The 24443-nt window shown below is 36.8% G+C and carries 28 protein-coding genes; 20 read left to right on the plus strand and 8 right to left on the minus strand.

Annotated elements, in window-relative coordinates; translation table 11 throughout:
* Window positions 1-569 precede the first annotated feature (569 nt).
* A complete protein-coding gene (locus HNR32_RS04000; RefSeq protein WP_183859905.1) occupies window positions 570-2036 on the minus strand; it encodes an ATP-binding protein in 1467 nt (488 codons plus the stop codon).
* 344 nt (window positions 2037-2380) lie between these two features.
* Between HNR32_RS04000 and HNR32_RS04005 the strand changes: the two genes are divergently transcribed.
* Complete coding sequence (locus HNR32_RS04005; RefSeq protein ID WP_183859907.1) at window positions 2381-2710, plus strand: 50S ribosome-binding protein YggL; 330 nt, start codon at window positions 2381-2383, stop codon at window positions 2708-2710.
* Window positions 2711-2803: 93 nt separating this feature from the next.
* Here HNR32_RS04005 and HNR32_RS04010 read toward each other — a convergent pair whose 3' ends face one another.
* The 3 genes from HNR32_RS04010 to HNR32_RS04020 form a co-directional block, all read right to left on the minus strand.
* Window positions 2804-4411, minus strand: a complete 1608-nt coding sequence (locus tag HNR32_RS04010; RefSeq protein WP_183859909.1) for a spermidine synthase — start codon at window positions 4409-4411, stop codon at window positions 2804-2806.
* A 514-nt stretch (window positions 4412-4925) separates the two neighbouring features.
* On the minus strand, window positions 4926-5423 hold the full coding sequence (locus HNR32_RS04015) for a plasmid fertility inhibition factor family protein (protein ID WP_183859911.1): 498 nt from the start codon (window positions 5421-5423) through the stop codon (window positions 4926-4928).
* A gap of 52 nt (window positions 5424-5475) precedes the next feature.
* Window positions 5476-8067 (minus strand): DEAD/DEAH box helicase family protein, encoded by a 2592-nt coding sequence (locus tag HNR32_RS04020; protein ID WP_183859913.1) that lies wholly within the window; start codon window positions 8065-8067, stop codon window positions 5476-5478.
* Between the two features lie 416 nt (window positions 8068-8483).
* Between HNR32_RS04020 and HNR32_RS04025 the strand changes: the two genes are divergently transcribed.
* The 11 genes from HNR32_RS04025 (at window position 8484) to HNR32_RS04075 (ending at window position 17022) form a co-directional block, all read left to right on the plus strand.
* Window positions 8484-9038, plus strand: a complete 555-nt coding sequence (locus HNR32_RS04025) for a DUF2703 domain-containing protein (RefSeq protein WP_183859915.1) — start codon at window positions 8484-8486, stop codon at window positions 9036-9038.
* Window positions 9039-9163: 125 nt separating this feature from the next.
* A complete protein-coding gene (locus HNR32_RS04030; protein WP_183859917.1) occupies window positions 9164-10114 on the plus strand; it encodes a permease in 951 nt (316 codons plus the stop codon).
* Between the two features lie 45 nt (window positions 10115-10159).
* Window positions 10160-10483, plus strand: a complete 324-nt coding sequence (locus HNR32_RS04035; RefSeq protein ID WP_183859919.1) for an ArsR/SmtB family transcription factor — start codon at window positions 10160-10162, stop codon at window positions 10481-10483.
* 26 nt (window positions 10484-10509) lie between these two features.
* Complete coding sequence (locus HNR32_RS04040; protein ID WP_183859921.1) at window positions 10510-10740, plus strand: thioredoxin family protein; 231 nt, start codon at window positions 10510-10512, stop codon at window positions 10738-10740.
* A gap of 305 nt (window positions 10741-11045) precedes the next feature.
* Window positions 11046-11297 (plus strand): ArsR family transcriptional regulator, encoded by a 252-nt coding sequence (locus HNR32_RS04045; protein ID WP_196611088.1) that lies wholly within the window; start codon window positions 11046-11048, stop codon window positions 11295-11297.
* Window positions 11298-11423: 126 nt separating this feature from the next.
* Entirely contained in the window at window positions 11424-13184 is a 1761-nt protein-coding gene (arsA, locus tag HNR32_RS04050) for an arsenical pump-driving ATPase (protein ID WP_311636412.1), read from the plus strand.
* 29 nt (window positions 13185-13213) lie between these two features.
* On the plus strand, window positions 13214-13537 hold the full coding sequence (arsD, locus tag HNR32_RS04055) for an arsenite efflux transporter metallochaperone ArsD (RefSeq protein WP_183859923.1): 324 nt from the start codon (window positions 13214-13216) through the stop codon (window positions 13535-13537).
* A 41-nt stretch (window positions 13538-13578) separates the two neighbouring features.
* Window positions 13579-13854, plus strand: a complete 276-nt coding sequence (locus HNR32_RS04060) for a hypothetical protein (RefSeq protein ID WP_183859925.1) — start codon at window positions 13579-13581, stop codon at window positions 13852-13854.
* An 80-nt stretch (window positions 13855-13934) separates the two neighbouring features.
* On the plus strand, window positions 13935-14666 hold the full coding sequence (locus HNR32_RS04065) for a sulfite exporter TauE/SafE family protein (protein ID WP_183859927.1): 732 nt from the start codon (window positions 13935-13937) through the stop codon (window positions 14664-14666).
* 49 nt (window positions 14667-14715) lie between these two features.
* Complete coding sequence (locus HNR32_RS04070) at window positions 14716-15357, plus strand: hypothetical protein (RefSeq protein ID WP_183859929.1); 642 nt, start codon at window positions 14716-14718, stop codon at window positions 15355-15357.
* A gap of 27 nt (window positions 15358-15384) precedes the next feature.
* Entirely contained in the window at window positions 15385-17022 is a 1638-nt protein-coding gene (locus tag HNR32_RS04075) for an FAD-dependent oxidoreductase (protein ID WP_183859931.1), read from the plus strand.
* A gap of 170 nt (window positions 17023-17192) precedes the next feature.
* On the opposite strand, the gene HNR32_RS04080 is transcribed toward HNR32_RS04075, so the two are convergent.
* Window positions 17193-17384 (minus strand): helix-turn-helix domain-containing protein, encoded by a 192-nt coding sequence (locus HNR32_RS04080; protein ID WP_183859933.1) that lies wholly within the window; start codon window positions 17382-17384, stop codon window positions 17193-17195.
* Between the two features lie 100 nt (window positions 17385-17484).
* On the minus strand, window positions 17485-17664 hold the full coding sequence (locus HNR32_RS04085; protein ID WP_183859935.1) for a helix-turn-helix domain-containing protein: 180 nt from the start codon (window positions 17662-17664) through the stop codon (window positions 17485-17487).
* Between the two features lie 381 nt (window positions 17665-18045).
* Here HNR32_RS04085 and HNR32_RS04090 point away from each other — a divergent pair, with 381 nt between their 5' ends.
* The 7 genes from HNR32_RS04090 (at window position 18046) to HNR32_RS04120 (ending at window position 22219) form a co-directional block, all read left to right on the plus strand.
* Entirely contained in the window at window positions 18046-18294 is a 249-nt protein-coding gene (locus HNR32_RS04090; protein ID WP_196611087.1) for a helix-turn-helix domain-containing protein, read from the plus strand.
* Between the two features lie 55 nt (window positions 18295-18349).
* A complete protein-coding gene (locus HNR32_RS04095) occupies window positions 18350-18679 on the plus strand; it encodes a hypothetical protein (RefSeq protein WP_183859937.1) in 330 nt (109 codons plus the stop codon).
* A gap of 40 nt (window positions 18680-18719) precedes the next feature.
* Complete coding sequence (locus HNR32_RS04100; RefSeq protein ID WP_183859939.1) at window positions 18720-19169, plus strand: hypothetical protein; 450 nt, start codon at window positions 18720-18722, stop codon at window positions 19167-19169.
* 108 nt (window positions 19170-19277) lie between these two features.
* Window positions 19278-20390, plus strand: coding sequence for a DUF932 domain-containing protein (locus HNR32_RS04105; RefSeq protein ID WP_183859941.1), 1113 nt, complete (start codon window positions 19278-19280; stop codon window positions 20388-20390).
* Between the two features lie 28 nt (window positions 20391-20418).
* Entirely contained in the window at window positions 20419-20706 is a 288-nt protein-coding gene (locus HNR32_RS04110; protein ID WP_183859943.1) for a hypothetical protein, read from the plus strand.
* A 15-nt stretch (window positions 20707-20721) separates the two neighbouring features.
* Entirely contained in the window at window positions 20722-21615 is an 894-nt protein-coding gene (locus tag HNR32_RS04115; protein WP_183859945.1) for a hypothetical protein, read from the plus strand.
* A 13-nt stretch (window positions 21616-21628) separates the two neighbouring features.
* Window positions 21629-22219 (plus strand): ERF family protein, encoded by a 591-nt coding sequence (locus HNR32_RS04120; protein ID WP_183859947.1) that lies wholly within the window; start codon window positions 21629-21631, stop codon window positions 22217-22219.
* Window positions 22220-22271: 52 nt separating this feature from the next.
* Here HNR32_RS04120 and HNR32_RS04125 read toward each other — a convergent pair whose 3' ends face one another.
* Window positions 22272-22736, minus strand: a complete 465-nt coding sequence (locus HNR32_RS04125; RefSeq protein WP_183859949.1) for a recombinase family protein — start codon at window positions 22734-22736, stop codon at window positions 22272-22274.
* A 92-nt stretch (window positions 22737-22828) separates the two neighbouring features.
* On the opposite strand from HNR32_RS04125, the gene HNR32_RS04130 reads away from it, so the two are divergent.
* Window positions 22829-24046 carry an IS256 family transposase gene (locus HNR32_RS04130; protein ID WP_183859968.1) on the plus strand — a complete coding sequence of 406 codons (1218 nt, stop codon included), beginning with the start codon at window positions 22829-22831 and terminating at the stop codon, window positions 24044-24046.
* Between the two features lie 46 nt (window positions 24047-24092).
* Here HNR32_RS04130 and HNR32_RS04135 read toward each other — a convergent pair whose 3' ends face one another.
* Complete coding sequence (locus HNR32_RS04135) at window positions 24093-24260, minus strand: recombinase family protein (protein WP_183859951.1); 168 nt, start codon at window positions 24258-24260, stop codon at window positions 24093-24095.
* Window positions 24261-24443: the final 183 nt, after the last annotated feature.

Consider the following 24443-nt stretch of genomic DNA (forward strand, 5'->3'; position numbering starts at 1 on the left):
GGCCAATAGGCATTTATCAAAAACATAAATGGAAAGCATAAGAGAATAAAGGCAGATGCTGCTTTGAAATAAGTGTTATATTTGATAATTAAATTTTTAAGGGCGTAAAATATTAGTAGACTTGTTGCTAAGGGAACAAATAATAATAATGCGCATCCAATGTTTTTTATAAAGTCATTTGGTAGCAGTTTATAAATTAAGAATACTTTTGCTAGGGAGTCAACAATAACTAACGTTGGTATCCAACATAAATTTGCTGATAACATAAGGGATAAGGCTAAGAAAAACTTTTGTCGTTTAGAATAATGAGTCATTTCTAAAACAATAGGCTTTTTTATAGAATAAGCTAGAGCAAGATATAACTTGATTATACATCCTAGCCAAATAAGAAATAGTAGTATATTACAAAATATATTTTTGGTCCAAATTGCAAAAAAATATATAAAAAAATATAAGATTGCAAGCACTGGTTTAAAGATATGTTTATTGTGCTGAATAATAGAAAGCAGATATATCATTCCTTTTATATATTGGTAGTATTAAATGCTAAAAAAATAAGAGTGTTATAATCAGGCCCAATATGGAACATATCTGCGATTTCGCATGCTTGTAGAAGTATCGTCGGTAATTTTTATTAAGCCTGTTTCGCAGGCCTCGTTTAGTAGGCGGGAAATCATAGCACTATTTTTTTGTGGTATATGAAAACGTTCACGCAGTGTAGAATTGGTCATGTATTCACGATTAACGCGTTTTAAACAAGCATGTAAGTAACAGGCTCGAAGCTTATCTTCTTTACTCATTTTACCAAAATCACGATGCGAAAAAAGAATGATACGAGTATTATTTTCATAAACTTCAATTTCGGGTGCTGGAAGCTGGTAAAGCTCTGTTTCATGGACTATTTTATCAAAGCCACTGCCACGTTCTTCACAAACGCCAATTCGGCGCATAAAGGCTGCTAATTTTTCATTGCGAGAAATGGGAGGGGAATCAATAAAACGTTTAGTTTCAATAAGTGGTGTTCCAGGATTGGTTACTTCCATTCTGTCAGAAAATATTTCAATCATGGGACTGGTTCCTTGTAAAAAGAAATTTTGATGGATTAAGGTGTTGGCAATAATTTCTCGGACGGCTAACTCTGGATACATAGGAATTGTTTTTCGTAGAGCTTTTCCCATGATTTCGTTTAAAGGCAGAAGTCCATTGACATAACTAATCAATGTTTCAAAGCCTGAAGCATATCCAGTATAAATAATCTTTTCCTTGCCAGCGTATATGCGTGAATTATCTTTATATTGGATGATTCTTACAGCCTTACGTTCAAGTGCAGGAAAATCTGCAATGTTTTTGGCAAAAAGAATAGCACCAAGATTAGTAATGTTATAATTACCAGTTAAATTTTGTGTAATCATATCGTCAGATGATAATGCTTCAATAATGCCAATTTTATCACTTGGTAATTCGCGGGAAAGAAGATCAAAATAAGCTGGGTAATTTAATAAACGAAGAACGAAATCAGCGGGAACGTCTTCAAGAGCTGTCATTGTTTCAAAGGATTTTTTTGATAATATAGCCCAAAGTTCACGTTCGGTATCAGGGAAATCTTTAAGTTTTTTCTTGTGAGAATCTATTCGGATATAATCAACACCTTGAAATTTTACAGGAGAAGAAGTAGCACTGCCTATTTCTAGTAGCACTACAGATTTATTTTCAATTTTAACTTCATGAAAGTAAAATTGAACTTGTGGTTCTAATTGGGTACTAATAAAAATTTCTAAGCATTGATTTCCTTGCTTGGTGTTGACGGGCTTGAAATTGGTGCCTTTTATTTCGTGGGTAGCGTCATCAATGCCCCAAATCATTAATGCATGTGTTTTACTATGAAGAGTTGCTGTATTAGATAGGGCACTAATGTATTGTCCAATTTCCGCAGGAGATGTAGCTTTGTTCATTTTAAACTCAACCCAAGGTAATTCATTATCAGGTTTTCGTGCCTCATTTATAATGGCAATAATTTGACTTTCTAAGAATGGCATAGAAAACAACTCCTTCCTTAAAAATTATTATATCATGTATATAATCAATAAAATAGTCAAATAAAAAATATTTTAATAAACTCTTAAATTTAAAGGGATGATTGATTGCTTTATTATTTTTAATAATGTTTTACCAGGTTAATAATAGATAATATCAATAAAAGAATCAAATAAAATTTTTTGTTAATATTAATGGAAAATCAGAAGTTTAAATACAAAAAGAAGTGATAATTAATAAAGATAGACGGTGATAATTCGTTATGATATACTATTTTTCGTGAATAATAGGCATCTTATTGGTAGGCATTATTCATGCAATAAAATAAAGAAGAAGGTATATCTCAATGATTAAAAACAGTAAGCGGGTATCAATATCAAAATGCATGGGATTTGGCGCAAGATACCGTGTGAATACAAAAGATGCAAAAATTTGTAATAAAGTTTTAGATGAATTTCTCAATATGTTGAAAAAAAGAAAGCTTAATTGCGGTGGCGGCGGCTTAGAAGATTTTTCTGGGTTTATTATTGCTGACCGCAATCGCTGTTATGGTGCCACTGAGGAAGATAGAGCAGCTATAGAAAAATGGGGCGAAAAACATCAAATGGTAGCTGTTATTAAAACCACTCCATTAATAGATGCAAATTTAGATGATGCAGATGAGATAGAATTATAATATTTAATAGCATTTATACATAATTAAGGCTTCTAAGATTTTATCTTAGAAGCCTTAATTGTGTGAAGGTAATATTAGTGAAAGTTGACGGTTTTAATATAACATTTTCAGGCTATTCATGATTCCTTGCTGATGTATTAAGCGTTTATATGTACTGAGATTATTTTGAACTAGATGATCCATTGCAGCCATTCCCAATAACTCAACCGGGGCCTTATCATCAGTAAAAATATGATTTTCCGCATAATGCGGTCTAATTTGGGGAATCATTGATTTCAGTAACATCTTTAATGGGCTTTGTTTCATAGCTGCTGTTTTTGTCTGCAGAGAATCTGAAAGTGATGTTTGCTGGCATCCGGCAAAAAGCTCACGATTTGTCATATTCGGTACATCTACAGTACAAACTGATGGAAATACGGAAGCAATGGTATCACTTAAATATTCATTAATACTGTTATTACCATCAGAATGAATGTTCATATTAACGACCATAATACCATTTGCTGTTAAATGGTTGTGAACTAAGGTGAAAAATTCCTGTGAAGACATATAAAAAGGAATGGTAATATCTTGATAGGCATCAACCATTATGACGTCGTATTTTTTGTCAATACTTTGTAAAAATGCTCGGCCATCATATGTTGTTACAGGGATTGACATTGGAAGTTCAAAGTGTTGTCTAGCCAAATCGGTAATTTTTTGATCTATTTCTACACCTTCTATGCTTGCTTGGGGAAAATACTTTTGGCACTGTTTGGCAAAGGTTCCTGTTCCCATGCCTAATACAAGGATATGCAGCGGCCTATCTTTTTGAACTTGAGCCATAACTGGTGCTGCTAATGCATAATCATAGTACATACCCGTTAATTCGCTATTTTTTTTAATTATCGACTGCACACCGAATAATACATTTGTTGATAGAATACGACTATCATCCCGATCGCGAACTTGTAAATAATTATAAACTGATTCCCCTTCATAAAGCAGATCTTTATCCCAAAAGGCGAAGCTGTCAGAATTACCAAAAAAAGAACAGAAAATGAAAAAAATAGTTGCGGCGGTAACAGCCTTTTTTTTTGTATGTACATTTAAGAAATAAATTAAACTGATCATTAAAAGAATTCCAGAAAAAATAAGAAAAGTTATAGCAGTACCTACTGTCGGGATAGTAAGGAAGGTAGGTAAAAAAGTGCCAATGATACTGCCGATAGTATTATATGCGCCTAGCATACCTACAGTTCTTCCAGCATTATTCATACTGTCTAGTGCATATTTTGCCAGGGAAGGAGTAACTGTTCCCAATAATACCAAAGGAAAAACAAAAATTGCCATGCAAGTAAGAAAAGCTGCGATTGTTAAAAGTTGTGTACTAATAGAAAAAATTAACAAACCAGAAATTGCCAAAATAATATATTTCCCCAATAGTGGAATAGCTGCGATCCAGACAGCTGCTACTAAAATACGTATATATAATCGATCTGGATTAGGATGAGCATCTGCACTGCGGCCACCCCAATAATTACCAATAGCCATGGCGATCATAATCGTTCCGATAATAATAGTCCAGACAATTTGAGAAGAACTAAAATAAGGTGCCAATAAACGGTTTGCACCTAATTCAACAGCCATAACAGCCATTCCTGCGAAAAATTCTGTTATATACAAGTAGTATTTATTCTTTAAAATAGATGGTGTATTCATTATTTACCCTTCCAAAGTAAATTAGTATAAGAATAATGTCGAAATATGTATAGTTGATTATAAAATAATCAATGTGTTAATTATATAACGAATTGTAATGGTGGTAAAGAAATTCAATGTTGTTATATTTGTAAAATAGTAAATTATATGGGGTACTTAAATATAACAAAAAGGCTTCCAAGGAAAATCCTTGGAAGCCTTGATATACATATGGAGCTGGCAATAGGAATTGAACCTACGACCTGATCATTACGAACGACACGAGATGAAAAATAAGAAAATTATAATTAACCTCAATGCCAGAAATATCAATGGATTGAGGTTTTTTTGTTTCGGATCAAATGGCTATAATTGTTAGTAGTTGATATACTCTAAGGCGCGTATAAGGCGCAAAAAATGTATTAATATATATCACAATATGGGCGTTTGGAAAATCTCTGTATCCTAGATAGTCTATGATGATTTTCTAGATAGAAATATATATCCCAATATACCATGACCTTATAAAATTTATTCAGTTTGTTTTGTCTGATAACAATTCAGATAGGGTATATACGGTTCCTTCACTAAATCCGGCCACTTTTTGTAATAGCATAGCAGATTTTAAAGAGGTGCAGGAGACTGGGAAATATGGGGCTTTTATGGATAAAAGATAAATGGTTCGTGTAACGCCATCGCCTAGAGAAAGTTCTATTTGATGGTCATTGGTTTCTAAGATATTTACGCTAGCTAAAGGGACGGGATTGGTTACCCCAGCAGCGAATCCTTGCTGAGCATATTTGTATTTATAATCTTTTTTCCAAGATGATTCATTCCCCTTTGCTATAGGAGCTTGAATCGTACAAGACGTTTTTCGCCATAATTTTAAAAAAAGATGAGGATTTACTTCCACAATAAAAGTTTCTTCATTGTTAGGTGATGCGCACATAAAAATTTCGTCATTTATAATAGGTATTGGAAATAATATTCCTTTAGAGTAGTGAATGGTTTTTATTTGATATAAAATTTTCATAAAAAATCTCCTTAATTTACAGTTATTGTAATATGTTAAAGACATAAAAAATTTAATTTTTTATTACAATCCAATATGTTGCTTTTCTATTAGTACTATTTGATTTGATTGTATAGGGAAGCTGTTTTTCTTTTAAACAATCATTAATTATTTTTAAACCATAAGAAGTGGTATCTGCTTTATCTTTAAGTCGTTTCCCAAAAGCTTGCTGGTAAATTGCCGTAAATTTGGATTTAAAAAGTTCTTGTGTTTCTTTTGATAGAAAAAATGATGGCAAGTTTTCAGTGGAGCGAATATTTTTTGCCTCAATATACTGATCTGAAGGAATGGCATATTCATCCATAAGTTGGAATAGTTCTTGATGGCTGTTTTCTTCTTTGGCAATATTTTCTTTTTGTGAAACTGTGTAATGAAAATTTTTTTCGTTAAAATCATCAAGGCGCTCTAACCATGAAAGTTGTTCTTTGATAATATTAAAATTATAAATATTATCATCGGATAAATTTTCAGAAGAAGTATCGTAATTGTTCTGTAAGTTATAGTTAAAGAGCATACGGTATTTTTTTTGTTCATTTGTAAGAATGGATAGTTTTTCTATATTTTTAGTGGTTTCATTGGAAATATATCTAATATTGTTAATTTTATTGGAAAAAAATTCGTATTTTTTTAGGTAGGAATAATCCAGTGCAGAAATATCTTTTCTTGGTTGAGTATAGTGCCTAGTGCAAACTAAGTTGTTGATTGTTGTTTGCAAATCTTTATTTGATAAATAATTCCAACTTTCTGGAATAAAATGGTCCTCTGGAAAATCAGGAATAGTATCTAAAACAGCGGCGATATATTCACCAATGGGATCGCGTAAGTACAGTAGATTTTCCAACATAGATGACGGAATTCCTTGTGGTAATTTTGAGTGGAAATCAAATAAAAAATCTTTATGCTTGGATAATAAAACAAAAGATGCGATAGCTTTTATTTTTCTATAATCATTTTCAGTTAGATTTAAAATTGATTTTTCAAAAGGTATTTTTCGTAATAGATTTTTTAATGCAGTTATCTTATTTAGAAGGCTTGGTTTTGCCAATGCATTGAAGATGAGATGTTGTTCTTCATTAATATCCCAATTACTATTATTAAAATAAGATGATGAAAGTAATTGCCGGTGAAACTGTTCTTTGTTAGAATCAGAACTGCATTCAAAATCAAGATAATCAATTAAAGTGCGTTGACATGTTTTTAACAAATTTGTTATTTCGGAAATAGGTGGAATGCTTAAATACAAGTTGATGGGAGTTTTTTGTTGTGTGCGAATTCGTCCCAGCATTTGAATAAATTGAGTTCGGTCAAAATTTAAAATAATGATGTTTTTGACAGCTGGATCAGAAATATTAATACCATTGTCTAAAACAGCTGTTGAAATTAACACTTGTTCATCGAAGCATGCTTGATGAATAATTTTGCTATAGGTATTAGAGTTTTGTTTTGAGTTCGCAGAAATAAATGTAGCAAAACTAGTAGAGCAGGGAGGCTGTTTATTACCTAAAGTTGTATTAAGCTCTTTTTCTATGGCAAAGCCTTGTTCTTTTGTTGAAACAAAAACCATCCATTTATCTTTAGATTGAATTTTTTGGTTTTCAGTAATAATGTCAACGATTGTTGATACTACAGATGTAGTTGTTCCAAAATATTTTATATCAAGATAACGGTAATCCCGAATAGTGTCATAGATCCAAGCAACTTTATTATTATTTAAATGATATGTATTTTCACCATATGAGTAAGCGGTAAAAAAGTTTTGGTTTGTGTCATCATTTTGAGAAAAAGGTAATTCAAATCCATCAAGATAAAGTTTATTTAGAAAGCTATCTGAAGCAATGTATTGATCGTAGCTATTTCTGTTATGTGTTTTTATAAAAAAAGGTAAAGCGTTGGGATTAATCTGAACTTTAAGTTCGTTTGTAAAAGGATTACTTGTAATAGATACATCGCTGACACTAGTATTTACAGATTCTTTTTCGATAATTTTTGTAAGAATGACATCAGGCGTAGCAGACATATATATTCTAACGGCAGTTTTGAATTGATTAATAATTACATTGAGAATATCCTCTGTATTTTGGTTAAAAACAGCATCTGATGTAAAAAAGTGACATTCATCAATGACAACAAAATCGTAACTGTTTTTTAAAAGGTCATTTCCTAAGAGACGTTGATAAGAGCAAATAAAAATGTCTCCGAAGTCTTCAAGCTTATCAAGTCCGGAATCAGAAACATCATTTATTTTGTTAACTTGTTGTCTATCATATCGCCCAGAAAATTGGTCAATGGTTTCAGCAATTAATAATTTTGTTTGGCGATTTAATGCTGTGCGATTACTGAGCAGTAATATTTTTCCATTATAAGCAGAGGACTGTTCTCTTAAAAAGCCAGGAATTAAGGTATTCCGAATAAAATGATTCTTACCTGAACCCGTTTGTGCAGATATAAAAACTGGTGTTTTGGGGGTCCAAGAATATAACCAATCATCACCTATTACATCAGAAATATGTTTTGCATCAGAAACTTGATAATATGTTTTTGGTAAATAATTACAAGCTGAATGATTGGGTCTGTGGACCGTTACATTAAAATTTTCTTCAGGCATATATAGAACCCTCTCTTTAAACGAATATTATATTTCTACTATATATATTCTATCAATAAAAGCGAGTTCCTCTACTATTAGTGGTTTTAAGGCTTCGCGCGGGTTGTGCAGGGCCTTTTTTATTGTGTGAAATTTGGTGGTGAGGATCACGTATCGCATAAGAGTAGTTAGAACTTAATTACTTAGAAACAGAGGAAAATAAGAGTATTTATGGAATATCACTTATAAATATGGTGGAATATTTGCGCGCAACTAAATTGGAGATAAATGAACTTTAATGGGGTATAGTTTTCTAAACAAAATTTTAGTGAAAAAATCTAGAGCATGGAATCTTGAGTTCGTTAGTTTACCTATAAATTTTAAAATGTTTTCCAATGTTAAAGATATTGAAGAATAATATCGAAAGGAAGAATCAAATGAATAAAAGTGGTTGCGATTATCAAAATATCGATAAAGGAATTGCAAGTAAATGCTGTCCTAACACTACTGTGAATGAAGACAGTGGGAAGAAAAAACGTTTGCTAATTGAATTCATGTATATTGATTTACAAGTGTGTGTACGCTGCATGGGGACGGACACTGTTTTGGAAGAAGCAATTGCTGAAGTGACAAGTGTTTTGAAGGCCGCGGGATATGAAATTGAGGTTCGAAAAATTCTGGTTACATCAGAGAAGCAGGCTGAGGCACTGAATTTTATCAGTTCCCCTACGATCCGTATCAATGGACAGGATATTCAATTAGATGCCAAAGAAAGTTTGTGCGAATCCTGTGGAGATGTTGCTGGCGAGGATATAGATTGCCGGGTTTGGTCTTGGGAAGGGAAGGAATATTCGCAGCCGCCCAAGGCAATGCTTGTAGATGCGCTGTTAAGGCATGTATATGGCGGAAGGCAGCCAGCAGCACAAGCTGGCAGAGCTATACCGGAGAACCTGAAGCGATTCTTTGCTGCTAAAAGAAAAATGCGTCTTTGAAGCTTTATTGTAAGGAAGAATATTCGAATTTTAATGAATGAAATTGTTTATAAATAAAAGCTTGTTTTTGTTGAATAAATATATTAGTATATTATTATATATTAATATATTGTGAGGCGATGGAAATGTTGCAGGAAATAGCTGATTTTTTAGTTTATCAAGGCTTGGGCTTACAACCGGATAGCACATTAGGAGGCGCGGTTAACTTTTTTGTTTACGACAGCATGAAGATATTTTTGATGCTTACGATCATTATCTTTATGGTATCCATTTTACGGTCTTATTTTCCGGCGGAAAGAACCAAGAAAATACTCAGCCATAAGAGAGAATTTTTTGGGAATGTTGCTGCCGCAGCGTTGGGGGTAGTCACTCCGTTTTGTTCCTGTTCAGCGGTTCCGGTATTTATTGGCTTTATTGAATCCGGAGTCCCGCTGGGGATTACCTTTTCTTTTTTGATTGCCTCCCCGATGGTGAACGAAGTCGTGGTTATTATGTTATGGGGGCTGCTTGGCTGGAAAATCATGTTGATCTATATAGTATCAGGCTTGTTGATTGCGATTATTGGTGGCTGGGTTATTGGCAAGCTGAAATTGGAGCGATTTGTACAGGATTATGTTTATGAGATGAAGCTTGGGGAACTGGATATTGTTGAGCAGACCTTCCGGGAGCGAGTCGACTATGCCTGGGATTATACCAAGGAAATTCTGCGCAAAATATTTCTGTACGTCATTGCGGCAATTGCCCTGGGGGGCTTTATTCATGGCTATGCGCCGGAGGATTTTTTGGTGCAGTATGCAGGGCGGGATAATATTTTTGCAGTTCCCTTAGCAGTTCTGATCGGCGTGCCATTGTACTCGAATGCAGCCGGTGTAATTCCTATTATTACGGCCCTGATTCAAAAGGGGATGAGCCTGGGAACCGCATTGGCGTTTATGATGGCAGTTACCGCGTTAAGCCTACCGGAAATGATTATATTAAAAAATGTACTGAAGCCTCAACTGCTGGCAATTTTTGTAGCAATTTTAGCCGTGGCAATTATATTTACAGGATATCTTTTTAATATTATAATTGTCTAATATTAAAGAAATAAATGCTTGATTCGTGAGAGGGAGGTTTTCCTTATGAGTGAAGATCATGTAAATAGATTAACCGCGGAGATATTTAAAGCATTGGCACATCCGGTTCGGATAAAAATACTGCAAATGCTAAAAACAAGAACGTATTGTGTCTGCGAAATGATGGAAACTATGGACGTAGAGCAGTCAAATTTGTCACAGCATTTAAATATATTGAAAAAGCAAGGCTTGATCGATTCAGAAAAAGCCGGGCAGCGCGTAAATTATCATATCGTTCATCCTTGTGTAGCAGAGCTGATTGAGGTCGCAGAAAAACTGATTGGCGAGAGACTTGGGAAAAATCAGGTGTTATTTGACTTTTTGCAATAGAATAAAATAAATTGGAGGGTTTTAATATGAAGATTGAAATTTTAGGTATGGGTTGTCAAAAATGCAAGGACTTAGACACGGCTGCCAAACAGGCCGTACAAGAATTAGGTGTGGAAGCAGAATTTTCTAAAGTAGAAGATATAAAGCAGATTATGAAATACGGGGTTATGGTTACACCGGCGCTTGTTGTAGACGGAGTTGTAAAAGCAACAGGCAAAGTCCTGAATAAAGATGATATTAAGAAAATATTAAAGTGAGTTAGTAAATTCCCCCTCAAGACGGCCTGTGATTTTTGTTTTTTTGGGGGGGATATTAACAAAATCCATCCTTACATCTTAAAAATTAAGAATATTTAGAATAAATTATGGATCTAAGCTAAGTAGAAAAAATGCTTGCATTTATATATTTATAAGAGTAGTATAATCGCATAAGCGATTACGCGATTATACTGTGGGGTGAAAATGGTGGATGGATTAACAGAAAAATTAAAAGGGTTATCCGATGAAACAAGGTTGCGAATATTGAATTTATTAATGAACAAGATCTCTGTGTCTGTGATGTAATGGATATATTGCAAATATCGCAAGCCAAAGCATCTCGCCACCTAATTTATCTAAAAAAGGCAGGGCTGTTAAATGATCGTAAATATATTCGTTGGGTATATTATTCTGTAGCTGGAAATGTGCAATTAAAGTTTATTGATAGTTTAATTTATGATGATTTAAGGGGTTTGGAGCCATATAAGTCCGATTTAAAAAAACAAAAACATTGGTCAAAATATAGAAAGCAAGCATGTGCATATTTGGACCTGTAGAAAGGGCTAGGCATTATGATAAAAAAAGGTTGGCGAGGAGCCCCTGAACTGTGCTGTTCGAGTGGGATATGCGGTCCTCCGAGAATTTAGGACTTGGTAGCTACAAGGAAATTTAAAATGAAAAGGATGAATAAAATGGTAATGGATTATACAAAATTTGATCTCGATAAAATTAATTTAACGAAATACTTGTTTTTTACTGGGAAAGGCGGGGTAGGGAAAACATCTACAGCCTGTGCTGTTGCAGTTAGCCTCGCGGACAGCGGTAAAAAGATTTTGCTTATTAGTACAGATCCAGCATCAAATTTACAAGATGTATTTAATACCGAGCTTGATGGTAAAGGCGTTGCAATTGCCGGAGTTCCTGGATTGGTAGTTGCTAATCTTGACCCAGAGGAAGCTGCTAAGGAATATAGAGATTCAGTTGTTGGACCGTATAAAGGAAAGCTTCCCGAAAGTGTAATTGCTAATATGGAAGAACAACTTTCTGGTTCTTGTACGGTTGAAATAGCTGCTTTTGATCAGTTTTCTAATTTTATTACGAATAAAGAAACTGAGGAACAATATGATTATATTATTTTTGATACAGCGCCTACAGGTCATACGTTGCGAATGCTTCAATTGCCATCGGCATGGAGTAATTTTATCACGGAGAGCACACATGGTGCATCTTGCTTAGGTCAGCTTGCGGGGCTGGGGGAAAAACAAAGTATGTATAAAACGGCAGTTTCAAATCTTGCCGATGGAACTAAAACAACCTTGCTTTTGGTATCCCGTCCAGAAGAAACACCGCTGACCGAGGTTGAACGCTCCAGTGTTGAACTCAGCGAATTAGGAATTAACAATCAGATTTTAATTATAAATGGTGTGTTAAGTGAGGCAACGGATGTATTGTCACAAAATATTTTTGATAAACAACAAAATGCTATGAAAAACATGCCAGTTAGTTTGAAAAAATTAGAAACGTATATATTGCCACTAAGATCTTACAATATACTTGGACTTGAAAAAATCAGAGCGTTTTTCAAAAGTGACAATTTCGTTAGCGGTGGTAATAAAGAAAAGTCCGTAAACTTAAAAAATCTTAACTCACTTATTGAAGATATTTATACTACAGGGAAAAAAGTAGTATTTACTATGGGGAAGGGTGGGGTAGGAAAAACAACGACCGCAGCTGCAATCGCATTAGCTTTAGCAAAAAAAGGTGTTAAAGTTCATTTAACTTCAACGGACCCCGCAGCTAATTTGCAGCAGGTAATTTCAGAAAATGAAAATATGACATTGAGTAAAATTGATGAAAAACAAGAGCTTTTGAATTATCAAAATGAGGTATTGAGTAAAGCTCGTGAAACAATGAATGAAGCAGATGTTGCTTACATTGAGGAAGATTTACGTTCTCCGTGTACACAGGAGATCGCGGTATTTAGAGCGTTTGCGGAAATTGTTGATCAGGCAGAAGACGCTGTTGTCGTTATTGATACTGCCCCAACCGGTCATACGCTCTTATTGCTTGATGCAACAGAAAGCTATCACAAAGAAGTAGAAAGAACCAAAGGAGAAACGCCAATTTCTGTTCAGCGCCTTTTGCCAAGACTAAGAGATGCCAAACAAACAGAAGTTGTTATTGTAACCTTACCCGAAGCTACCCCGGTCTTTGAAGCGTCAAGATTAAGAGATGATTTAAGCCGTGCTGGGATTAACAATAAATGGTGGGTAATTAATCAGTGTTTATCGATGGCCGATACAAGCAATCCAATGCTACTTGCTCGTGCGGAAGCAGAAAAACAATGGCTTGAAAAGGTACGAGGTATTAGTGATAATAATTTTGTCAATATTCCTTGGTTACAAGATGCCTCTGTAACAAATATTATAAAATCAATGGAATAATATAAAAAATTGAAAAGGGCGTGATTTACATGAAAAAAATTGAGATTTATGAACCATCGATGTGTTGCCCTACTGGATTATGCGGTGTTAGTGTTGATCCAGAGTTGTTAAGGATTTCTACAGTAGTTGATAAATTAATAAAAGGTAATATTAGTGCAGTGAGATATAACCTGTCGAGTGCACCTATGGAATTTATTAATAATCTCGACGTTAATAAAAAAATGGGAGAGCACGGAGTAAATATTTTGCCAATCACGGTAGTTGATGATGAAATTGTTCTTACCGGAAGGTATCCAAGTAACGACGAGTTGATAGAATTTCTGGACTTATCACCAGAATTTTTCATGGATTGAAACTAGTAATTAAAAAATATAAATTTGAAGGGGATAAAAAAATGATTATTACAGATTCTGCTAAAATTATGTTGAATGAAGCCATAAAGAATAGTCAAAATGATTGTGTTCATGTTATGTTGCAACAATCTTGTTGTGGTGAGGGGATTTTTATGCAACTAGAAAAACTGCCAGACAATGAAAAAGTAGTTATGGTAAATAGTGTTCCAGTATTTATTGACAAAAAAGCGGTTGAACGGATTGCTGAGATTACAATAGATACAAAAAATGGACGATTAATAATGATTGATCCACAAGCATCTGGCGGATGTTGCTAAACATAAAATCAAGTGATAAGGCTTATGCTTTATCACTTGATTTTCTATTATAAAAACCTTTAGCGGAGGAGGTATCTTGTATGGCAATTATAATAGGTGGATTGTTTATTTTGGCGGTTATTTCGGGAATGCTGGGGCTAGGGGTAGCCTTTGCCGCAGTTCCGTTTCTAGCATTTTTTATGCAAGATCTTGTGCATCAGGTGCAGCCTATTAGCTTATTATTAAACGGGGTTACCGCATTATTTGCGGCATTTGGGTTTGCTAAAAGCGGCTATATTGATTGGAAGAAAGCAGGCATTTTAGCGACGATTACAACGTTGTTTGCTCCCATCGGGGCCTACCTTGTCCAGTTTGTGCCGCAGATATATGTATGGTATGCATATCTGGGTGCAGTTATCTTTTTAGCCTATAAAATGTTTTCTAAAACAGAGGCAAAGACAGGAAAAGAAAACTTGAAAATGGCAATGCTACTGGCGATGCCTATTTCTGTTTTGAGTGGATTTTTAGGTGTTGGCCCAGGATTTTTGTTAATGCCGACGTTGATTATTCTTGGATTTGATGCAAAAATGGCAGCAGGAATTAATGCAATCGCTGTTACACCACCGTCCTTTTCATCGCTGATACCGCATTTAGCGACGGCGCAATTTGACATGGCATTAACATGGCCTTTACTGTTAGTGGGGGCAATGGGTTCTTTCTTGGGGGCTCGCTTGAGTAGTAAATATTTGCCTAGCAGTCGCATAAAACAGATCTTTGGAATTTTGATTGTATTAATGACGGCTTATAAAATATCAACCTTGATTAGATTTTGATGAGAGTTGGATGTAATATATGTTGAATCTGATGGAAGGAGATAGGTGTATGATTGCAGAATCCATTTTAAAACCTGAGCTATTAAAAATTGTTGATGCAGAAAATAACACAGCGTATTATGGCTGTAATCAGGAATGGTATAAAACGCCGCGGCAACGTGAGGCTGGCTGTGGTCCATCGGTTGCTAGTAATATTATTTTTTATTTGACTCAACCAGGCGGGACTTCAAATGTAAAAGAGCAGGTTTTACGTTTGATGGAAGAGAGTTGGGACCATGTAACTCCAGGCGCTATGGGGATTCCTACAACAAAGATGTTTTGTGAAGCGATGGATGAATATATGAAAGTGAAGTCTTTGCTTGCGGAGCACGCCTGCCTGGATATAGGGGAAAACAAAAAACAGCGACCATCAATAGAAAAAATTATAAAGTTTATAGAATTTGCAATTAACAAAGATGCGCCGGTTGCATTCTTGAATTTATGTAATGGGGAAGAAGTTGTGCTTGATGCCTGGCATTGGGTTACGATTATATCTATAAACTATAATGAAAATTGCGATCAAGTAGAAATTTCAATTATAGATAATGGAGAATTGAAAAAAATTAATTTATTGCTCTGGTATCAAACAACAAAACGTGGCGGTGGATTTGTTTATTTTGTAAAAAGAAACAGTCTAGAAATATCTTTTTAGCAAATATTATTTAGAGGTGGTGCGTATATGAAAATCATCATTATTGGTGCAGTCGCTGCAGGGACTTCGGCCGCAGCGAAGGCGAGAAGAAATAATGAAGACGCAGAAATTGTTGTATATGAAAAAGATCCATATATTTCATATTCTGGATGTGGAATGCCATATTATTTAGGGGGGAAGATAGCCTCTGTTGAAGAATTGATTCCGCGCAATCCATCTTTTTTTAAAAACAAATATAATGTCGATATTTTAACTGGCCATGAAGTACTGTCAATTAATACGGATGCTAAAACTGTTATGGTTAAAGTAGGCATGTCTGGAGAAGTATTTGTAGATCATTATGATAAATTAATAATCGCTACTGGGGCAGAAGCAATTTATCCCAAAATAGCAGGGATTGAAAATCCCCATGTTTTCACATTGCGAAATATTGTAGATGTCAAAAACATTGCGGCGTTTATTGAGCTGCGTAAACCTAAACATGCAGTTATTATTGGTACAGGGTTTATTGGATTAGAGGTCTGCGAAAACTTAGTGAAACAGGGGATTTTTGTTACGTTGGTAGAGCAATTGCCACAGGTAACTCCTGGACTAGATGATGATATGGCGAAATATGTACAAACACATATTCTGCATCACGAAGTTGACGTTATTACTGGTAATGGTATTGCTGGAATTTGTTCAGATCATGTTACGCTGACAAGTGGGGAAGCTATTGTAGCAGATCTTGTGATTCTAGCAACTGGAGTCAGACCACAGGTGAAACTTGCTGAAAAAGCAGGGGTTTTTCTTGGAAATACTGGTGCGATTGAAGTTAATCAGCAGATGCAAACAAATATTCCGGGAATTTATGCATGTGGGGATTGTATTGAACACTACCATTTAATCACCGGAAAATCAATTTATCGGCCACTTGGTTCTACGGCTAATAAAACAGGACGAATCGCAGGAGACTGTGCTACAGGTGGGGATTTAGAATTCAGAGGTATTTTAGGAACAGGCATTTTTAAGATATTTGATTTAGTGGTCGCACAGACAGGCTTTACAGAACGAGAAGCGAAGGCTCAAGGCTATGACGTGATAGTATGTCATAATATTAAGCCGGATAAACCAGAGTATATGGGTGGGAAAGAAATGATCATTAAAGCCGTTGCGGACAAGATGACGGGACGGCTGTTGGGGGTACAAATTATAGGGGAAGAAGGAGTCGATAAACGAATTGATGTTTTTGTCACGGCGATAACTTTTAAGGCTAAGGTTGAAGATTTATTTCATCTGGACTTGGCATATGCCCCACCTTTTTCAACAACAAAAGATCCTGTTATGTATACAGGGATGATTTTGGACAATGCCATTCAAAAGAAAAGACCCTTAATTACTGCCAATGATTTAAATATGCTTATGAAATCCGAAGAAAAATATACATTAATTGACGTGCGAATTCCCAAACAATATGAAAAAGGGCATATTCCAAATGCGGTGAATATGCCTTTGGAACAATTGCGGCAGATAAGTGATAGCTTGGATAAAGAGACATTAACTATAACGTATTGTAATAAAGGCGTTAGTGGAAATGCGGCACAAAATATACTGTTAAATAAGGGATTCAAAAAAGTATATAATATTTCTGGTGGATATAAGCATTATTCTAAAATAATAAAGTGATAGACTGTCTTTAAAAAGAAATATAAAAATGTTCAATCATATATTATAATTATGAACCGAAACAGTTTTGCGGATATATCCGCAAGGAATGTAAAATGGCAGACAGCTGCATAAAGCTGGCACAGGCGAAATTGCCTGTGCCTATTTTTATGCCAGAAAAGGAAGCGTAATTAATGTTTTATGCGATTTGCCTGGTTTAAAACATAATCGGCTACGCATTGCTTAGGGATTTTCCATACGCGGTTTAGCCGAAAGCATTTTAGTTCGCCGGAGGCTAAAAGCTTGTAGGCAGCATTTTTGCCGATGGACAGCATTTCACAGAGGTCTTCGACAGTGACCAGATCGTTATACTCGTTAAACATGATGGCAAGACTCCTTCTAATAGGTATTTAGGATTAGATGGTTTTTAAAAACATATACAAAAAAAGGGATTTTTCTATATGTGGAAAAGGCAATAAAAAGCTAATTCATCAAATGGGCTGTAATATAATCATCTAGGGAGTTTACATGGATTAGGTAGCTTTTTCCGCGTTTTATGAATTGCAGCTCTCCTTTTTGAAGTGTTTTGTAGATTTTGCTTGAAGAATAGCGAAGGTAAACAGCGGCTTCTGTTACCGTCAATAAGGGTGAAATATGTGTCATGAAGAAAGGCCTCCTTTTTCTTTTTACCAGGATGTTGCATGTTATTTTGTTACATAAGATTTTTTGAGATGATAACGACCGTTTTTTCAGTTATATATTATATTCCTGAAGCCTTGGGTCTTGCAGATCAACTGCAAAGCTCTTTGAAGGATCATAGAACAGAAGGGAGCATAGTAATATAACAAAATTAAAACAGAAGATTTAACTGTGGGGATAAGCCGAGTGCTTATCCTCTTTTTTGTGGTGCCTTTTATAAAAAATGAGAGGGGGAAAGCACCTACTTTAACTACTGGTTAAAGTAGTAGAAGTATTCTCTAAAGCGGCAAAAACTGGACTGTGCGACAATAGTAACTAGAGACGGATGCAAAGGTGGTGAGTGCTTTGAAACTGGCATATAAAGAAAAAATGCGACAGATTGGCCTAAATATAAGTTACTACCGCAGGTATCGTGAAATGACACAGATCCAATTGGCTGAACGGGTTAACGTGAGCAGTTGCTATATCTCGCAGATTGAAAGGGGGCTGGTAAAAAATGCGGTTTCTCTGCCGGTACTCATATCCATAGCAGAGGCGCTACATATTGAAATGGCGGCATTGTTTCAGTTTCAAGATTTACCGACACAAAAATAAGATTTAAAGATCAGGTCAAAGTGACAGAACGGCCTTTAGCTGTCAGGAGTGGAACATGGATGTTTTAGGAATTGGCTTTTTAGTTACGGCTGCTATTTTGGGCAGTGTGGTATTTTTCGTTTTATTACAAAACAGTGTTATTCTAAACCCGAGCTTACAGGGAATGTTTAGCTGGTGGCTCGGCTGTGTTGTGGGAACAGGCTTTGCCATTGGGGTTGCTTTCCTTGCCCTCGGAAGTCTCATCGAATGGGCAATCGCGTTCTTCCAAAATCATTACAAAATAATCCTTGGCGTGGTCGTTGCCCTGGGGGTTCTCGGAGCCATGGGTGGAAAGAAAAAAACTTCAGCAACGGAAACAATTGAAAATGCAAAAAATGATCAGTGAATGAAATAGAAGACAAGCGTAAAACCTAAAATATGAGGAGATGGAACGAATGATCAAAAAAATTCTTGTAAGTCTTTGCATGGCAGCAGCTATTTTAGTGGGAGTGTCTGCCGATGGGACCACTTTGCCAATGGCGCAGGCAGACTATGCGCAATACTATAACGGGGACTCGAATTATCCGCTCGTTTACGGGCATCAAGGGGTAGCCTGGTATTTGGATAAAAGCTCCATTGTTGTAAAGAAGAATGATTCTGAAGGCAATGCCTTTGCTTGTAATGTCATTACCGTAAACGAAACTGGTAATATTTCCGGCAGTAAAACGTACTGGTATTATAAAGTGGCCGGGGAAGATATGGGGACCGCATATTCAAGTCCCGATGGACAAAACTGGCAGGCCTTTGAAGTCGGCAGTACCTTTGGCTATATGCAAGTTTTAGTAAAAACCTTTAAAATCGGCTGGTATGCAGCCTTTGGGTATTCGTATTCCTGAGAAAATAGTATAAACAAGAAGGCACTGACGGTAAAAGTCAGTGCCTATTTTTATGCCCAAAAACAGGGAACCCTAAAATTCATATAAAAGAAAATGGAGGAACAGATCATGAAACAAGGAAGAACGTTAGAAGAAGTAGGAAGAGAACTCGAACGCCAGCGGCAGGCAAGAAAGGACTTTGTGGCAGATACCCGAAGCCTAGAAATGGTAACAGATAAAAACGGGACCAAGCTATCGCTCTTTTTAGAAGATGAACCGCAGTGTTTTTCAGTCAGCGATTTAGCGCACCAGCAGATTGCATCGAGGCTGCAAATCCCGCTGCGGTATTACCAAAAAATGCGCCAGGAAGAAGCCCCTCTCTTAGATGAAAACGTTAACACCTGGTTTACCAAGCTGCCGGAGCGAAGAATGGTCCGGGTAATGGACGGAAATGTCCGGGCCTTTTTATCCGATCGATACCGCCGGCTCGATCACTTAGAGCTTTGCAGCGCCGTGCTTCCGGTTATTCAAGACATGAAAGGCGCCGAAATTGAAAGTTGCGATGTTACCGACAGCCATTTGTATTTGAAAGTCATTAATAAAAGATTGAAAGCCGAAGTCAGCGTGGGCGATGTTGTCCAGGCTGGCTTTGTTATTTCCAACAGCGAAGTTGGCCTTGGGAGTCTGAAGGTAGAACCATTAATCTACCGGCTTGTCTGCAAAAATGGCCTTATTGTCAAAGACTATGCCCAAAAGCGTTACCATGTCGGGAGGCAACTCGATGGGGAAGAATCCGCCTATGAACTCTATTCAGATGAAACCCTGGCCCAGGATGATAAAGCCTTCTTTATGAAAGTCCAAGATACCGTTCGCTGTGCGGTGGATGAAGCTAAATTCATGCTGACCGTAGATAAAATGAAAGAAGCTATGCAAATTCCCTTAGAGCATGATCCAGTGCAATCCGTAGAGATTTTGGCCGATAAATTCACGCTCAATCAAAACGAACGTGGCGATGTCCTGCGTCAGCTCTTTATGGGCCGTGACAGCAGCCGTTATGGTCTGATCAATGCCGTAACCGCCGCCAGTCAGATTGCCGAAAGCTACGAGCGGGCAACTGAACTTGAACGTATCGGTGGGGAACTGTTAGCCTTGCCTTCGCCGAGGAAACTGCTGTTGGACACCGGGACAGAGGGCAATATCAAAAACGTAACCCCTATTCGTAGAAGTCTGTCGATGGCCTAAAGCCATATAAATAAAAGGAGGGAATCCTATGTCATGGTACACGTTACAGGCCGCAACCGAACACTTGCTGCTAAAGATACAGTTAAACAAAGGACAGCTTACCCTTGAAATCAAAGACCCGCAGGGAAGGCCGGGAATTTATCTTGTCTTACATCCCTTGCAGGCAACCATACTGGCGAAATACCTATATAATACAGCCCTGCAGGTTCCACTTTCAGATCTTATGAAACTAGGCCAGATAGGAGATATCAGCATTGAAACGGCACAACCGAGGCAAAGAACAAAAACAGACCACAGCCAACTACCTGTGGCGTAAAAGGAGAGAAAAACTATGCCAGCCACGAAATTTATCTGCCCCAATGGAAATCGCATCCCGATCAAATCCTGCCTTGCGGCCTGCCCGCAAAAAGAGCGTTGCCTTTTCCTTCCTACACTGCGGGCCATTGCCGTTTCCGTTGACCGGGGCATAAAAGAACCCACGGTAACGGAATTAATCGCGGGAGTGCGGGAAACTTATTTAAAAAAGACCACAGATTTTGCCGTAGCCCCGCAAAGCGTTCTCTATGCTCTGCATGGACAGGCGGTTCACACCATCAATGAAAACTGTACCGATGGGGAAATCTTAAGTGAAATCCGGCTGAAAGATCAGATTACCAGCGGGAAATTCGACTTATACGGGAAAATCCTTGATGAAGAAGAAGGCGTGCTGGGCGATTTAAAAGTTACCAGTTCCTTTAAGCTTATGAAAGCACTGGGCATTTACAAAACCAGAGTAGCGACGGGAGAAATCTATAAAACCGGGCTTAAAAAAGGCCAGATGAAATATAGGAATGAACTACGCGCCGATGGGGTGAAACATGTACTGGATTGGGCCATTCAGCTTAACTACTACCGGATGCTGCTTGAAAAAGAAGGGTTTACCGTAAAACGGATGTTCATTCAGGCCATGTGCCGGGACAACAACTTGCGGATTGCCGCAGAACGTGGGATTGACCAATCGGTATATATTATCCCGATAAAAAAGATCAGCGACCAATGGCTGATCCGTTACTTTGCAAAGAAAGCCAGCCAGCTCTATATTGCCATGCAAACAAAAACGTTGCCAAAAATCTGCTCCAGTAAAGAACGCTGGCATGATCGAAAATGTCTCGACTATTGTGATGCCGGAGAGAATTGTCCCTATGGGCAGCAGCTTCGCTTTGAAAAAGCAAAACAAGTAAGCTAGGAGGAAACCATATATGAAAAACTTAGCCAAGAAACTACTCAATGTGATGGATGCCTGTAGCCATGTCCTAAAAAATGGAGAAAACAGCTTTCATCACTATAAGTATGCCACCAGTGCGGATGTACTTGAAAAGGTGAATGCCGCCTTAGTGGAAAATGGCCTGTGCTCGATCGCTGTACCTGAGATATTGGATGTGGTAGAAATAACAAATTTAAAGGGCAATATCGAGCGATTGGCTACGGTAAAGATGGATATCTTGCTGATCGACAAAGACTCGGGAGAAACCGTGACCCTTACTGGTATTGGCAGCGGGCAAGACGGTGGTGATAAAGCCGTAATGAAAGCACAAACGGCTGCTATAAAGTATGCGTATATGCTCAGCCTTGCGATCAGTACGGGTGATGATCCGGAAGAAGATCAGAATACAGATAAAAATATGGAGGGAAAAAGAAGCGGAGCGAAGGAGTTGTCTTCGGAGGGGGAAAAAGAAGAACCTCTTTGTGAACATTGTGGTAGAAAAATTACGGAAAAGGTAAGTCTGTATTCCGTAAAACGCTTTGGCTGTTCATTATGTATGCAATGTCAAAAAAGACAGGCCGCATGATGGCACCTTATAAAAAATAAAGCATAGATAATAATGCTTTATTTTTTGCCGCTTATATAGTTTTATAATCCTTAAGCCGGCGATAAAATGTGGATTTTGATATATGGAGCTTTTTTATAGCCATTGTTGGCGTGATTTTTTTTGCTTGTAGTTGTTGAATAATTAGATCAAAATTAATGCACTCAATTCGTTTTCTGCCGGTATATTTACCCGGGATCTTTTTTGCAATGGCAATACCTTCTTTTTGACGTTGTAGAATATATTCACGTTCTAATTCTGCAACTGCAGCAAAGACGGTAAGCATGAATTTCCCACTAGGGGTGTTGGTGTCAATATTTTCTTTCTTGGAGATAAAGGCAATATCTTTTTCTTTTAGTTGATCAATTAGCTGGAGAAGATCTTTTGTATTACGTGCGAATCGACTAATTGATTCGACAATGATCGTGTCACCAGTACGGGCAAATTCTAATAATTTATTTAGTTCGGGGCGTTCAGTGTTTTTTCGAGAGACCTTCATAGTTTGTGTAAACCTCTAAGGTGATGTAATATAAAATCAACTTGGAGGTTTTATTTATGTCAAGAAAAAATGAAAGTCCTCAAAAAGCAGCAATGCGAGAAATGATGAAAAATTATTTAAAAGATGCGGATCTTAGCATTCAAGATGGCTCCGATGTCAAAAACATCATGCGCGACATGATGTCTGTTCTTCTGGAAGGTGCTCTCGATGGTGAACTTGATGACTCCCTTGGCTATAATAAATATGACTATAAAAACAAAGATACTCGCAATAGTCGTAATGGGCATTCAAATAAAACAATGCATACAAGCTATGGCGATATGGAACTTGAAATACCTCGAGATCGCAAAGGTGAATATGAACCGCAGATTGTAAAAAAATATCAAAATACTCTCACGCAGGATATGGAAGAAAAAATTATTTCTATGTATGCAAAAGGAATGACCATGGGCGATATAGAAAGTCATATGCAAGATTTATATGGCATCGATATTTCCGACAGTACCATCAGCCGTATTACAGATAAAATTCTGCCCTTCGTTAAAGAGTGGCAGGAACGACCTCTGGCAGAAGTATATGCGGTTGTTTTCATGGATGCCATACATTATCATGTCCGTTGTGAAGGGCGTGTTGTAAAACGTGCAGTTTATATTGCTATTGGCATAAATATGGATGGGTACAAAGATGTTTTAGGTATGTATGTAGGCGAAAACGAAAGTGCTAAATACTGGTTATCCATTATGAATGGCTTGAAAAACCGAGGTGTCGAGGATATTTTAATTGCTTGTGTGGATGGACTCAGCGGTTTTCCGCAGGCAATTGAAGCCGTATATCCGCAAACAGAAATTCAACAATGTATTATCCATCAGATCCGCAACTCGACAAAATTCGTATCCTACAAAGATATAAAAGCATTAATGGCAGATTTAAAGCTGGTATATGCAGCACCAACAGAAGAAATAGCCTTGTCTGAGCTTGAGGAATTTAGAGAGCATTGGGACGGTAAATATCCTAAAATCTATAAATCCTGGCATGAAAAATGGGCTCTTTTAGCGACCTATTTCAAATATCCATTATCTGTAAGGCGGCTTATTTATACAACAAATACGATAGAGGGATTTAACCGTCAGCTGCGAAAAGTGACAAAATCCAAGACGATTTTTCCGTCAGATGACAGCCTTTTAAAAATGCTGTATTTAGCAATGATTGATATTACCAAAAAATGGACGGGACGCCGGCAAGACTGGAGCCAAATACGAGCTCAGCTAGAAATCTATTTTGAAGAACGTCTTTGTGACCGGAATATTTAAAAAGGCACATCTTAAGAATTTTTAAGCTGTGCCTCTAGATATTATATTAAACTGTTACATTAGCCTTTGACGATTTACACAAAACTTGAAAGTCTCCCGTTTTTCCACTAACTTTGTCAATAAAGCACTTATCGATATGGAGCTCTTGCATCAAATTTTCCTGACGAATAGTATTCTGTTCTTCGGTACTGACTCGTATATAGCCAATATTCATATTTACATCTCCCTAATAGTTTCATAAGGCTCCTATTCTGTTTTGAGACGATTCAAAACTTAAGATATAACCCTAGTGAAACTTTATTTGGATAGGTTACAATTAACTAGACAACTTTTTTAAGGTCATGTAAAATAACATCAATAATAAAGGAGTTATAACATCATGACTAAAAAAAGACCA

Origin of the sequence: Pectinatus brassicae, assembly GCF_014201835.1 — a bacterium.
Taxonomy (GTDB): domain Bacteria; phylum Bacillota; class Negativicutes; order Selenomonadales; family Selenomonadaceae; genus Pectinatus; species Pectinatus brassicae.